This window comes from Paraburkholderia sp. BL25I1N1, assembly GCF_003002025.1.
Lineage (GTDB): Bacteria > Pseudomonadota > Gammaproteobacteria > Burkholderiales > Burkholderiaceae > Paraburkholderia.
Genome location: NZ_PVZB01000021.1, coordinates 42,892 through 55,875 on the forward strand (window position 1 = coordinate 42,892; position 12,984 = coordinate 55,875).

Below are 12,984 nucleotides of genomic sequence, written 5' to 3' on the forward strand. Positions count from 1 at the left end.
GCAAGCCGGCCGGCCCGATCGACGTCAGGCCGAAACCCGGAGCGGGTGAACGAACTTGCGTGCGATCGTCATGTAACGATCCGCGGTGTCGTGCAGCGTGTAGCCGGCCAGCTGCCGGTTCGCGCGCGGTGTGTCGAGTGCGTGCAATAGCGCGCGGCCATAGGCTTCCGCATCGGTCGTGTCGACCAGGCTGACACCGGCAAACGCGCTCGCAAAACCGAACGAGGGAATCCGGCTCGCCACGATTGGAATGCCCGACGCAAGCGCCTCGAGAAAACCAATGCTCTGTGCTTCGAAACGCGACGGCATCGCGAAGACACGCGAGGCGCGCAGAATCGCGGCGACGTCGGAACGCGGCCCGCCCACCGTCACCTTGCTTTCCAGGCCGAGCTGACGAACCAGCGACAGCACCGCTCTGTGATAGTCGAGATCTTCGACGACGCCGCACAACAACAGCCGCGCCTCCGGCTCCGATTGCAGCACGCGCTCGAACGCGCGGATCGTGTCCAGTTGGCTCTTGCCTTCGATATAGCGGCCGAGCTGGACGATCTGCTTCGGGTGCACGCCGATATCCGGCGCGACGACGTCGTTGTCTTCCGAGAACAATTGCGCATCCACACCATTCGGAATCACGACCATGGAGGGATGCCGGCCAATCTCGCGAAGGTAGTCGTCGATATTCTGCTGCGACACGCCGATGACAGCTCTCGCGCGTCGCGAGAGCAGGCGTTCGGCGCGCTTGAGCGCCCCGTTCTCGAAATCGTTGACGCCGGAATGCATGACCCATGCGATCGGCGTATGGACCGGCAGAAGGCGCACATAGAGCGCGGCAAGCGTGGCGTGAGCCACGATGAAATCCGGCCGGAACCGCCGCACCACGCGATACAGATGCAGTAGCTTTCCCACCCTGCCGTAGCGAACCTCGGGAAACAGACACGTGACGCCGGCTGCCTGAAGTTCTGCGTGAATGGCGGCGAAATCCTCCTGCTCCGGGAGCAGCGATGTCATGCAGACCTCATGGCCACCGCGCTGATGATGAATGGCCAATCCCTTTACGAGTACTTCCGCCCCGGACAAACGCGGTGCATGAACCAGTTGAAGAATCCTCACGATCTATCTCTCTGGATAACCGCCTTTTTGCGCAGCGGAGGGATGCCGCCCCCGTTATTGCAGACGCAAAATAACGCCGGCATCCAACATCGTGGTTGGCGCGTTCCGCTTTTCGGAGCGCATCAATACTTTTGTAAAACAGCGACAGTTCCGCTACGAAGTCCATGTCGCGAAGAAACCTTACACCCAAGGTCCAGCACTTTTACGCCAACCCTAAGAGCTTTTCGGCTGACCAATGAGCGCTAACGCCCATTTCTCAGTCGATTGATCGCGCTGGATAGTTAGGCATCCGTTTCAAATTTTTACGACCCTAATTCGATGTGGCGGACAAATACTATTCTCGCCTGACAGATATATTGATGCGATCAAAGCAATTAGTACTGCATGAATGTTCATACGTAACGACTCGTTACGTCTTTTAAGCATACTAATGCGTATCGTTGCGGTCGATTCTTCCCAAACTGAGTTGTTTCAGCCTACGGACAGTAAAAAGTTCGTCGGCTCGCGCCGTGACTTCACGTGCTGCGATTTGAATCGCGCTACTCCTCAATAGGCTGGCCGTTTTCGTCGTACTTTCCCCGGTCGTCCGATTCCGCCAAAACCCGCTCATGTCAGCGGTGCGGTTTCGTATGACAAACGCTTCTTGCACAGAAGCGCTTCGGAGCCGGCATCCCGGGAAGGCATCACCCTCGCGCAGTCACGACGCTGCGCACTCAGGACGCCAGTGTCGAAGCCTCGGTCATCGGCTGGCTTGCAAATGAACCCCGCTGTTCGCTCGACCTCCCCAACGCGCTTTGCGCGAGGACGTAGACGCATGATCAGCTAACGCATTGCTTACAGATTGATGAAATCACGACTACTCCTACTCTCGACACTCTCTCTCGCACTCGCCGGATGCGGCGGCGGTGGCGGCGGCAGTAACGGCGCCGCCAGCACCGCGGCAGCGCAGTCCGGCGGCACCAGCGGTTCAAGCAGTTCCGCCAGCACCTCCGCCGCCGGCAACGCCAGCACCGGCACCGCTGCATTGAGCGCCACGGGCGCCACCGCGGCGATGAGCTGCGCCTCGCCGACCACCTCGGGCGGCTCGGGCAGCGCAACGATCTCGGCCGATACGCCGAGCGCCGACGGCACGCGCATCTTCGCGTCCGGCAGCACCTTCCAGCTCGTCTTCAACACCAACGCGCCGAGCGCGGACACGCTGAACTGGGCCGTCACCGACACGCTCGGCCGCGTCGCCGCGAGCGGCAGCACCGCCGTGCCGAGCGGCGCGAAAACCATCACGTTCGATTGCACCTCGACACTCGCCGGCTATTTCGCGGCGACGGGCACGCTGGCCAAGAACGGCGGACAGTTGCCGCAAGCCGGCACGCGTCCGGTCGGCATCGCCAGCTTCGGCGTCACGCCGAACCTGTCCGGCGTCGTTCCGGCCGTGACGTATGCCCGCCAGGAGCAGCATCGCTTCGGCATGCAGGGTGCGAACGACAACGGTCCGCTGCTCGCCGCGCTGGGCATTTCGTCGACCATCGACGATCGCCAGCTCTCCAGCACGGAACCGAACGGACCGAACACGTTCAACCCGTCGGCGAATAATCTCGACTCGTTCTACAAGAGCGGCAACGTGATGCGCCTGATCCGCCTCGACGGCATTCCCGCGTGGGCGAGCAGCACCGGCGCCTTCCAGGACGACACGAGGCTGCCGACCGACATGTCGTACTACCAGAGCTATATGAGCCGTGTCGGCACGGAATCGAACGCGATTCGCGCCGCGTACTTCCCGACCCAGTCGGCGAACTACTATCAGGTGACGTGGGAACCGAACCAGATGTGGACCGACACCGACGCCAACTTTGTCGCGTTGTACCAGGCGGCCTACCAGGGCATTCATTCGACCGACCCGCACGCGATGGTGATGGGCCCGGCCGATGCCTTCCCGAGCCTGACCACTTCGCACCTGAAGCGCCTCGCGTCGCTCGGCTTCGGCCAATACATCGACGCGGTCGCCACGCATGGTTACTACGACGCGGGCACGTCGCCGTCGCATCCGCCTGAGCGCTACGACAGCGACCCGTCCACCGCCGACGGTTCATTGCGCGGCCAGATGCGCAACCTGCGCGCGGAAATGGCCACCGACTATCGGACCGGCATGCATCTGTTCTCGACGGAAGCGGGCATCAGCTACGACCTCGGCACGTCGTACGGTCCGAACTATCCGACGGCGAACGTGTTGTACGCACAAGCGGCGGTCGCGGCGCGCATGCACATCATCACGCTCGGCGAAGGCGCGGATCAGACCTACGTGTTCTACGGCGCGGACTATCCGGATGAAGTCGGCTACGGCACCTTCTTCGACCTAAGCGATGCGCAAGGCGCGTACGGCGCGACCAATATCAGTCCGAAGCCGGTCGCCATGGCGATCAGCGCGATGACGCACACGCTCGACGGCACCACCACACTCGGTCCGGTGAACGGCACGCCGACTGGCGTCTACGCCTACGCGTTCCAGCAAGTGGGCAACGGCGCGGTCGTCACCGCCTTGTGGGCGCACAACAATAACGTGTGGAGCGCGAGCGCGGGCTTCAGCTCGACCTATAGCGTCGCGTACAGCCTCAACGTCGACGCGCCGGGCACGAGCGGCACCGTGAAGGTGGTGGACATGATGGGCAACGCAACCAATGCGAACTACAGCAATGGTGTGCTGACGCTAAACCTGACCGAATCGCCGGTGTATGTGGTGTCGAACAATGCGTCGGTCGCCAAGGCCAACGCGACGACGCCGGTGGGTTACGCCGCTATGTAAGACGCGCGGTTGACAGACCCGGATTCGGGTACTCGGCGGACATGAAAACGTCAGCCGGCTCATGGGCCGGCTGACGTTCTTTTTTTGACCGTTCGAAACAGGCACCGCAAGGTCGGTATCGAAAACGAGCCACGATGTCGCAGGATCGCACCAATACCTTGAGATTTGTCTTATAGCTAAGCAAGTTTGGGCTGCCTACAATCCACTATTCCTTTAAACGGTCGATAGGCCAGTAATCTCAGCGGGCGAGGTAAGACGTGAGCAACACCTACCAGATGAACTACAGAAATCCGATCGCTGAAAGCTGGAATCACAACATTCCCCTCCCCACACCCGAAGCAGCCGAAGACGTATCGTCGATGCTCGAACGGTTGAAAGCCGAATCGAATTCGCTGGAGTCGTATTTCACCGAACTCGAGAGCGAACTCAAGCGCGTCCATCTCAAGCGAAAAATTGTGGGCAAAAAACTGGGCGTGCTCTCGGAACTCGTCAAGGATGTCGACGCGCTGCATGCGGAGCCCGCAGTAGCGGTCCAGACCGTGGCTGCCGTGCCTGAGATCGCGACCGCTGCCGACGCCGTTTCGCGACGCTCGCGCAAGAAACACATATTCGCCGTCGCGTCGATTATTCTCGTGGCGCTGGCAATTGCTTTCATCGCACTGGAAAAAACCGGCCAGATTTCTTGCGTGACTTGCGCGCCGGCCAGGCTGCTGGGCTTGATGTAAGTTTCGCTGCGACCCAAGCCAGGCAAGCGCCTTGAAAACAGAAACCCCAACATTAAGTGCTAAAACAGGCGCACACTAGCGTATTGCTCGTATGTAGAGCAAAAACCGCCAATTGGAGAGTCCATCATGGCAAAAGGTCAAATGCGCAGTAACCGCGAAGTCAAGAAACCGAAGCAAGCGAAGAAACCCCAACCTGCCACTTCGCCATCCGGCGCGCCGCCGATCCGCGTAGCACCGAGCGTGTCGGCAACGCAGAAGAAGCACTAAAAAGCAAGCAAGCCCGCCACACACAGGCGGGCATTCTCATCAGCGAATTACTTCGAAATATCCTCCAGCGCCACGTCCCGTGTCTTCGGCCCGAGCATTCCAATGGCCAGCATCACCACTGCCATCGCTCCGGAAATAAACACGAACACGCCGTCCACGCCAAAGCGGCTCAAACATCCCGCGATCACGAACGCGGAGAACATCGCCGAAATCCGGCTCCACGAATAAACGAATCCCACGGCCCGCGCCCGGATACTGGTCGGAAACAACTCGGCCTGATACGCGTGATAGCTATACGAAATAATATTTCCCGCTAGCACGAGACACACGCCCAGGCTCACCAGCAAGACCGTCTCGCGCGCCTGGCTGAACGCCAGGCCGCACACCACGTTCACCGCCGCCATGCAGACGATCACCGTCTTACGCTCGAAGCGGTCGGCAATCAGCAGTCCCAGCAATGGCCCGAGCGGCGCGGCAATCGCGATGATGCTCGCGTACATCAGACTCGTCGTCACCGTAATGCCCTGTTTGATCAGCAAGGTCGGAATCCAGTTCGCGAAGCCGTAATACCCCATCGTCTGAAATACGTGAAAGACGATCAGCATCAACGTGCGCCTGCGATACGGGGGCACCAGCAGATCGCGAAACGCCGCACGTGCGCGCACCGGTTCGGGCAACGCCGGTTCCGGCAGCGGCCGTCCGTATTCACGCTCGACGCGTGCTTCCAGCCGCGTCATGATCGCGTCCGCTTCGTCGATCCGGCCTTTCTGCGCGAGCCAACGCGGGCTCTCCGGCAAACGCAGGCGAATCCACCACACCACGATCGCGCCGACCACGCCGGTCAGCACGACCAGACGCCAGCCATCCATACCGAAGTAACGATGCGGCACCAGCAGATACGAGAGAAACGCGACAATCGGCACCGCGCAAAACCCGACTGCCTGCGCACATGCCGACGCCCGGCCGCGCACATGCTTCGGCACGAGTTCGGAGATGTACGTGCCGATCGTGACGATCTCCACGCCAATGCCGATTCCCGCGATGAAACGCCACAGATTGAGCCCAAGCGCCGTATCCTGAAACGCCATGATGATGTTGGCCGCCGTGTACCAGAGCAGCGACCACGTGAAGATCGCTCGACGGCCGAAGCGATCGGCGAGAAACCCGCACGCGGCCGTGCCGATGAACAGACCCGCGAACAACGCCGCAATGAAACTCGCCACACCGCTCGTGCCGAACAACCCGTGTGTCGTCGCGGTGAGAATGCCGCTGCGCACGAGTCCCGGTGCGATGTAACCGGAGAACATGAGGTCGTACAGTTCGAAGAACAGCCCGAGGCTCAGCAGCATCACCAGCTTCCAGATCGAACGCGTGGCCGGCAGGCGGTCGAGCCGCGCCGAAATGCGCGCGCCGTCTCGCGCGATTTCGTCGGCAAGGCCATTCGCGGATGCGCCCGCGCCGGAGGGCAATCCGCCGAGCGCGCCGGCATCGCCGACCGCCGTTGCATATACCGCTTGATTCGACGACTTCATCGTCTGTCTCCTTGGTCCGGTCTTGCGCCGGATGAGATTGATTGACTAAGTTCGATGCCTCGGGCACAGCACTCAGGCAGCGACTTCACGCGGCATCTGATTCGAGCCGCCGTTCAGCGCCGCGATCTGCGCTTCGTCGTAGCCCAGATCGCGTAGTACTTGAGCGGTGTGCTCGCCAATCTTCGCGATTGGTTGACGCGGTTGCAGACGCGCACCGTCGAGTGAAATCGGCAGCAGTGGCATGGCGGTTTCGCTACCGTCGTCAAGCGTCAGGCGAGCGAGACCGCCGCTCTCGTTCAGATGCGGATCGTCGAACAGCTCTTCGGGTTTCGTGATCGACGCGAACGGAATGTGATCACGCTCGAACTGCGGCACCAGTGCCGCGCCTTCGAACTGGCTCAGCGTTTCGCCGAGCGTCCGCAGCAACCATTCGCGCGCCTGCACGCGGTCGTTGTTGGTGGTGAGGCGCGGGTCGGCCAGCAGATCCGCCCGGCCGAGAATCGCGCACAGCGCGCGCCACTGACCGTCGCCGGTCGCGGCGATAAACATCTGCTCTTCGTTGGCGAGCGTGAACACGTCGTACACGGCCCATGCGCTGATGCGCTCGGGCATCGGCGCGGCGGGCACGCCGGTCGCGGCGAACTGCTGCATGTGCTGCGCGGAGAGCAGCACGCAGTTCTCGAATAGCGCGCTCTGCACTTCCTTGCCGCGGCCGCTCGCGTGCCGTTCGTGCAAGGCGGCGAGCACGCCGATCGCGCCGAACATGCCGCCCATGATGTCGTTGACCGAACTGCCCGCGCGTAGCGGGCGGCCCACCGGTCCCGTCATATAAGCGAGGCCGGCCATCATCTGCACGACTTCGTCGAGCGCGAGACGGTGTTCGTAGGGACCGTTCAGGAAGCCTTTGTGCGAGACGTAGATAAGCTTCGGATTGCGCTCGCGCAGCGAGGCGTAATCGAGACCGAGGCTCGCCATGCGGCCGGGCTTGAAGTTCTCGACGAACACATCGGCCGTATCGACCAGTTTGTGCAGCGCAGCCAGTCCCGCTTCGCTATCGAGGTCGAGCGCCACGCTTTTCTTGTTGCGATTGAAGGTGCGAAAAAAGCCCGCGCCGGTGCCGAGCAAACGACGCGTGCCGTCGCCGCGCGGCGGTTCGACCTTGATCACTTCGGCGCCGAGGTCGCCGAGAATCATCCCGCAGGTCGGGCCCATCACCATATGCGACAACTCGACCACGCGAATACCCGCGAGCGGCAGCGTGCCAGACTGCGGCTGCGGCGCCGAAGAAAAAGGAGAAGGAGAAGAAAGCGGATTCATTGCAGTACCTGCGAGTCGGAGGATTCGAAACGTTGACGGGCGGCGCTGAACTGTTTCGGCAAGCCGGCGCGCGCCAGATAGCCGTACAGCGGTTCGCCGGGCAAAGCGTCGGCGAGCACGGCGCGCGACGCGAGCAGACGGTCCAGATCGATACCGGTCTCATAGCCCATGCTGTCGAGCATGAACACGAGGTCTTCGGTGTTGACGTTGCCGGTCGCGCCCGGCGCATGCGGACAACCGCCTAGCCCGGCGAGCGACGCGTCGAATTCGCGAATGCCGTGTTGCAGCGCGACCAGTGTGTTGGCGAGACCGAGACCGCGCGTGTCGTGGAAATGCAGCGAGCGCAGCTTGCCGCCCACGACGTCGCGCACCAGTTCGATGATCTCGCCGACCTGGCGCGGCGTCGCTTCGCCGGTGGTGTCGCCGAGCGCGATCACATCGGCGCCCGCTTGCGCCGCGGCGCGGGCGATCGCGGCGATATCCGCGTACGACACCGCCCCTTGCAGCGTGCAACCGAACACCGTCGATAACCCCGCGATCAATTCGACGCGCCGCGCGCCCGCTTTCGACGCGCCGTCGATCAACTCGCGCATCGCCGCGAAGGCCTCGATCATCTCGGCCGGCGTCTTCCGGACGTTCGCGAGGCTATGCGCGGTGCTCACCGAAATCGGCGCGACGATCCGGTGCACGCCGGATTCGAGCGCGCGCTGCGCACCCTTCACGTTCGGCACCAGCGCCGTCACGATCAGATCGTCGTAGGTGAGCGCGTGGGCGATGACTTCGTCGGCGTCGGCCATCTGCGGCAGCAGCTTCGCCGGCACGAACGAGGCGACTTCCATATGGCGCACGCCGGCCGCATAGGCGGCGTCGATCCAGCGCCGTTTGAACTCGGTGGGCATCGTACGGGCGATGCTTTGCAGACCGTCTCGCATACCGACTTCGGTCACGACGACGCGCTCCTGGATGTCACTCATGGTCTTGAATCCCGGTCTTTAATGCCGCGGAGAATGCGGGGAGATGAAGCAACTGAGTGACAGCGTGCCCGCGCATCGGCGTGCGCGAAAGTCTGCGTTGGCGACGCACTCCATCGCCGCTCACGATGACGGCTCAGGCAGGCGGGACGGGCGTGAGCCGTCGCAAAGGGGAAACCCTTAAGGGCTTTTCAGAGGGCCTTGATGCGCGGACGCCGCTGGGTCCGCGGGCTTCGGCTCACACCGCGTTCAACAGATGATCGAGCAGATGCGACGCCGCGAGCGTTAGCGCCTGGCGGTCGCGCATGCAAATCACGAAGCGCCGTTCGGCCCAGGCTTCGCGCAAGGGCACGGCGATGATGCCGTATTCGTCGGCGGCATGGCGGGGCAGCGCTTCGCGCGGCAGGATCGCCACGGCGAGACCGGCCTGGATGAAACGATAGGCGGCGTCGAACGTCGACACGTAGGTGCGATAGTTGAGTTCGTGGCCCTTCTCCACCGCGATGCGCTGCATCAGCGCGTTCACCGATGCATTCGACGAGAGTCCGAGGTGGTCGAACGCCAGCGTCTGCTCGAAGCTGATCGCGGCCTCGCCCGCGAGCGGATGATTGCGCGGCACGATCAGCGCGAGATGATCGGAGCGATAGGGCACGACGTCGAGACTGCCCAGCGGCACCGCGTCGCGGCAAATGCCGAGATCGGCGACGCCCTCCTCCAGCCCTCGCACGATCTCCGCGCTCACGCGCTCTTCGACGTCCACACGAATTCGCGGGTTCGCTTTCAGAAACGCCGAGAGCGCCTCGGGCAGAAACTCGACCATCGACGACACGTTCGCCAGCACGCGCACATGGCCGCGCGCGCCGGCTGCGTATTCGCTGAGTTCGGCCTGCAGGCGTTCGTGGCCGCGCATGATGAGCCGCGCATGCCGCAGCAGCGCCTCGCCCGCGGCGGTCGCGCGCACGCCGCGCTGGCTGCGCGACAGCAACGCGACGTCGACCAGCGCCTCGAGATCGGCGAGCCGCTTGCTGACCGCTGACGGCGCGATGAACTCGCGCTCGGCCGCGCGCGCGATCGTGCCTTCCTCGCAGACGGCAATGAACAAGCGCAAGGTCACCTGATCGATCTGCCACATGAGCGGGCGTGCTCCCACGGTTTGAAGTGGGAAAATTATGCCCGACGATGACCGCGGCCGAGGCCATCCCAGGGTATCCACCGCGGGAGTTGCTTGGGGTGCCTGGGATGCCGGTTCGCTTGAGTTGGCCGGTTCGCTCAGGCTGCCGGAATCGTTTCAGCCGGGCCGGCGCATGGATCACTTGGCCATGCAGCCGCTTAGACCACCCGCCTCGCTTCAACCTGCAATCCCATCCGCACTTGCCCGGCTTTTCCGGTCTGGCTATCCTGAGGGCCTTGCCGGCCGCGAACCTTTGCGCAGCAAGCGAATCGCGGCACGAACCAGAACAATCAACCAGAGATAGCCATGTCCACCACCAGTCTCTTCCTCACCGCCGCGGGCGTCGGCCTCGCGATTGCCGCGCCGGTCGGCCCGATGGGCATGCTGTGCATCCGCCGCGCGCTGACCGGCGGTCCGCAGGCCGGGCTTGCCATCGGTTTCGGCATCGCAACCGGCGACGCCGCCTATGGTCTGATCGCGGCGCTCGGCCTCGTCAGCATCTCGCAATTCATGCTCGCGTACGACCGGCCCTTGCATCTGCTGGCCGGGTTGTTCCTGTTGTATCTGGGTGTGCGCACGCTGCTGCAAAAGGCGCCCGCCGATGCGCCGAACGGCAACGGCGAAGGCAACGGCAAACTCGCGCAAGTGGGCCGCGCCGGCGCGCTGCGCGCGTACGCGAGTTCCTTGCTGCTCACGCTGACCAATCCGCAAACCGTCATCATGTTCGCCGCGCTGTTCACGACGCTCGCCCCGCGCGGCGCGTTTTCATCGAGCGTTGCGCTGACCACGGTAGGCGGCGTGTTTTGCGGCTCGATCGCGTGGTGGTGTTTTCTCGTGACCGTGGTGTCGCTCGCGCGCCATGCCATCGGCAGCAAACTGCGCGTGGCCATCGACCGGGTTGTCGGGTTCACGCTGGCGGCGTTCGGCGTCGTGGAAATTCGCCGGGCGCTTTGAGCGGCGTTGGAACACATTGCCTTACCCTGGCGCTGCGGTTGCGGCCTCAGTTTTACGAGCGCCCGCGCAGCGCCACGACCACCACGCCGGCAATCGCCATCAACCCACCACATAGCGTCGCGAGCCCCGGGCGCTCGCCGGTCAGCAGCGCGGACAACGCTGTCGCCACGGCCGGCGTCAGATAGAGAAAATTGGCCGCGCGCGCCGCGCCGAAATGGCCGAGCGCGAAGGTCCACGTCGCATAACCGAGCGCCGCCGGAAACACGCCGAGCACCAGCACTGCCTGCAGCGTGCCCTGTGGCGCGCCGTCGAGCGAATGCAACGCGCCCGGCAGCCAGGGCGTCAGCAGTAGAGCGCCGGCCAGCAAGGTGTAGGCCGTGCAGGTCAGCGCGCCGTAGACCGGAATCAGACGCCGTTGCAGCACGAAGTAACTGGCGGAACACAGCGCGGCGCCGAGAATCAGCGTGCTGCCCGCGCCGAGCGTCAGGCCGCCCGGCTGGCCGCGCGCGATCACGCCGATACCCGCGAGGCTTATCAGCGAGCCGAGCCATCCCCAGCGGTTGAAACGCTCGCCGAGTATGACGGCCGCCAGCAGCGCAGTAAAAATGGGCAGCGTATTGACGATGAAACTCGCCGCGCCAGCGGCCACCGTCTTCTCTCCGGTATTGAGCAGCGCGTTGTAGAGCGCGATGCCGAGGAAACCGCACAACGCGAAACGCAGGCTGTCGGGCCAGGTCGGCAGGCGCGGGCGCCGGTAGGCGAGCCAGGCCAGCACCAGCAGCGCAGCGGTAGCGAATCGCGCCGACGCCAGCTGCAAAGGCGGCAAGCCTTGCAAGCCGATGCGGATGAATGGAAACGCGGACGCCCACGACACAATCGTGAAGGCGACCGCACCGGCCGCCAACAGCGGCTGACGCGCAAAGCGCGAGGGACGGGGCGAAGTCAGTGTGTTCATAGCGTGATCGTGCCTTGAGATGAGTTGCTAAGCTAGAACACAAATGAACACTGCGATGTAAATGTGGCTCACACCTCGCCGCACGCGGCGGCCGCCCGGCCGCCACTTGCCAGCCTCGAAAGCGTCTGTCTCGTCGCCCGAGAAGGCTTGTACCTCGCCGCTGGTGTATTACTTCGTGCACGCGAAAGCCGCGAGCCAGCCCGAAATGCCAACGCTGATCGACCGTACGCGCATCGCTTCATACGCAAACGCAGCGGTTTTGCGACAATAGCGGCTTTCGCCGCGCCGCGGCGGCCCTCCCGCCGCCCTCCATCGACTGTCGAAGGCCGGCGCGCCGGCCTTGCCGCCTATAACCCGTCCAACCCACCCGACCGTTAGCGGTCCGCTCAATGGCACTTCCCCACATCGATCTGCTGTACTCCATCTCCGGCCTGTTTGTCGGCTTTCTGGTCGGATTGACGGGCGTCGGCGGCGGCTCGCTGATGACGCCGATCCTCGTCCTGCTGTTCAACGTGCATCCGGCCACCGCGGTCGGCACCGACCTGCTGTACGCGGCGGCGACCAAGGCGACCGGCACGCTGGTGCACGGCCTGAAAGGCTCCGTCGACTGGCAGGTCACGCTGCGCCTCGCCGCCGGCAGCGTGCCGGCGGCCACCATCACGCTGATCCTGCTGCATCGTTACGGGATGGACACGCCCGGCGCCAGCCGATTGATCCAGGTCGTGCTCGGCGTGGCATTGCTGGTGACGGCGGTGGCGCTGGTGTTTCGTCCGCAACTCGCGGCACTCGGCGCGCGCAAACTGCGCACGCCAAGTCAGGGACGCACGCTCGCGCTCACCATGCTGACCGGCGCGGTGCTCGGCGTGCTGGTGTCGCTGACTTCGGTCGGGGCGGGCGCGATCGGCGTGACGGTGTTGCTGCTGCTCTATCCGCTGCTGCCCACCACGCGCATCGTCGGCTCGGACATCGCGCACGCGGTGCCGCTCACCCTGCTGGCGGGCGCGGGCCATTGGCTGCTGGGTTCGGTCGACTGGTCGATGCTGCTGTCGTTGCTGGTGGGATCGCTGCCGGGCATCGCGATCGGCAGCTATCTGTCCTCGCGCGCGCCGGACGCGCTGCTGCGCAACCTGCTCGCCGCCACACTCACGCTGGTCGGCGTGCGCCTCGTGCTGGCCTGAAACCGGC

At 63.8% G+C, this 12,984-nt stretch carries 12 protein-coding genes; 5 read left to right on the plus strand and 7 right to left on the minus strand.

Going from position 1 to position 12,984, the window contains the following annotated elements; all coding sequences use genetic code 11:
- Nucleotides 1–24: 24 nt before the first annotated feature.
- Nucleotides 25–1,110: a glycosyltransferase family 4 protein gene (locus B0G73_RS28015; protein ID WP_106284433.1), complete on the minus strand. Its 1,086-nt coding sequence runs from the start codon at nucleotides 1,108–1,110 to the stop codon at nucleotides 25–27.
- Between the two features lie 834 nt (nucleotides 1,111–1,944).
- Nucleotides 1,945–2,391 carry a hypothetical protein gene (locus B0G73_RS41425; RefSeq protein WP_258193585.1) on the minus strand — a complete coding sequence of 149 codons (447 nt, stop codon included), beginning with the start codon at nucleotides 2,389–2,391 and terminating at the stop codon, nucleotides 1,945–1,947.
- Between B0G73_RS41425 and B0G73_RS28020 the strand changes: the two genes are divergently transcribed.
- The 3 genes from B0G73_RS28020 to B0G73_RS40675 all read left to right on the plus strand — a co-directional run bounded on the left by B0G73_RS28020 (nucleotide 2,366) and on the right by B0G73_RS40675 (nucleotide 4,899).
- Nucleotides 2,366–3,907, plus strand: a complete 1,542-nt coding sequence (locus tag B0G73_RS28020; protein WP_258193586.1) for a hypothetical protein — start codon at nucleotides 2,366–2,368, stop codon at nucleotides 3,905–3,907. The genes B0G73_RS41425 and B0G73_RS28020 overlap by 26 nt on opposite strands.
- Before the next feature lie 257 nt (nucleotides 3,908–4,164).
- Nucleotides 4,165–4,632, plus strand: a complete 468-nt coding sequence (locus tag B0G73_RS28025; protein ID WP_106284435.1) for a hypothetical protein — start codon at nucleotides 4,165–4,167, stop codon at nucleotides 4,630–4,632.
- A gap of 126 nt (nucleotides 4,633–4,758) precedes the next feature.
- Nucleotides 4,759–4,899, plus strand: coding sequence for a hypothetical protein (locus B0G73_RS40675; protein WP_166679071.1), 141 nt, complete (start codon nucleotides 4,759–4,761; stop codon nucleotides 4,897–4,899).
- 47 nt (nucleotides 4,900–4,946) lie between these two features.
- Here the strand turns inward: B0G73_RS40675 and B0G73_RS28030 are convergent, their stop codons facing one another.
- From B0G73_RS28030 to B0G73_RS28045, 4 genes are all read right to left on the minus strand, one after another.
- A complete protein-coding gene (locus B0G73_RS28030) occupies nucleotides 4,947–6,431 on the minus strand; it encodes an MFS transporter (RefSeq protein WP_106284436.1) in 1,485 nt (494 codons plus the stop codon).
- Nucleotides 6,432–6,503: 72 nt separating this feature from the next.
- Complete coding sequence (locus tag B0G73_RS28035) at nucleotides 6,504–7,748, minus strand: CaiB/BaiF CoA-transferase family protein (RefSeq protein WP_106284437.1); 1,245 nt, start codon at nucleotides 7,746–7,748, stop codon at nucleotides 6,504–6,506.
- Complete coding sequence (locus B0G73_RS28040) at nucleotides 7,745–8,722, minus strand: hydroxymethylglutaryl-CoA lyase (RefSeq protein WP_106284438.1); 978 nt, start codon at nucleotides 8,720–8,722, stop codon at nucleotides 7,745–7,747. Before B0G73_RS28040 ends, B0G73_RS28035 begins: the two co-directional genes overlap by 4 nt.
- A gap of 235 nt (nucleotides 8,723–8,957) precedes the next feature.
- A complete protein-coding gene (locus B0G73_RS28045; RefSeq protein WP_106284439.1) occupies nucleotides 8,958–9,851 on the minus strand; it encodes a LysR family transcriptional regulator in 894 nt (297 codons plus the stop codon).
- A 345-nt stretch (nucleotides 9,852–10,196) separates the two neighbouring features.
- On the opposite strand from B0G73_RS28045, the gene B0G73_RS28050 reads away from it, so the two are divergent.
- Complete coding sequence (locus tag B0G73_RS28050) at nucleotides 10,197–10,844, plus strand: LysE family translocator (protein WP_106284440.1); 648 nt, start codon at nucleotides 10,197–10,199, stop codon at nucleotides 10,842–10,844.
- Between the two features lie 52 nt (nucleotides 10,845–10,896).
- Here the strand turns inward: B0G73_RS28050 and B0G73_RS28055 are convergent, their stop codons facing one another.
- A complete protein-coding gene (locus B0G73_RS28055; RefSeq protein WP_106284441.1) occupies nucleotides 10,897–11,799 on the minus strand; it encodes a DMT family transporter in 903 nt (300 codons plus the stop codon).
- A 389-nt stretch (nucleotides 11,800–12,188) separates the two neighbouring features.
- Between B0G73_RS28055 and B0G73_RS28065 the strand changes: the two genes are divergently transcribed.
- Nucleotides 12,189–12,977, plus strand: a complete 789-nt coding sequence (locus B0G73_RS28065) for a sulfite exporter TauE/SafE family protein (RefSeq protein WP_106284443.1) — start codon at nucleotides 12,189–12,191, stop codon at nucleotides 12,975–12,977.
- Nucleotides 12,978–12,984: the final 7 nt, after the last annotated feature.

Excerpts from the sequence above, each read along its gene's own strand:
- B0G73_RS28065 (WP_106284443.1), top strand. The coding sequence starts at position 12,189 with ATGGCACTTCCCCACATCGATCTGCTGTACTCCATCTCCGGCCTGTTT.
- B0G73_RS28045 (WP_106284439.1), bottom strand. The coding sequence starts at position 9,851 with ATGTGGCAGATCGATCAGGTGACCTTGCGCTTGTTCATTGCCGTCTGC.
- B0G73_RS28050 (WP_106284440.1), top strand. The coding sequence starts at position 10,197 with ATGTCCACCACCAGTCTCTTCCTCACCGCCGCGGGCGTCGGCCTCGCG.
- B0G73_RS28030 (WP_106284436.1), bottom strand. The coding sequence starts at position 6,431 with ATGAAGTCGTCGAATCAAGCGGTATATGCAACGGCGGTCGGCGATGCC.
- B0G73_RS28035 (WP_106284437.1), bottom strand. The coding sequence starts at position 7,748 with ATGAATCCGCTTTCTTCTCCTTCTCCTTTTTCTTCGGCGCCGCAGCCG.
- B0G73_RS40675 (WP_166679071.1), top strand. The coding sequence starts at position 4,759 with ATGGCAAAAGGTCAAATGCGCAGTAACCGCGAAGTCAAGAAACCGAAG.
- B0G73_RS28040 (WP_106284438.1), bottom strand. The coding sequence starts at position 8,722 with ATGAGTGACATCCAGGAGCGCGTCGTCGTGACCGAAGTCGGTATGCGA.
- B0G73_RS28055 (WP_106284441.1), bottom strand. The coding sequence starts at position 11,799 with ATGAACACACTGACTTCGCCCCGTCCCTCGCGCTTTGCGCGTCAGCCG.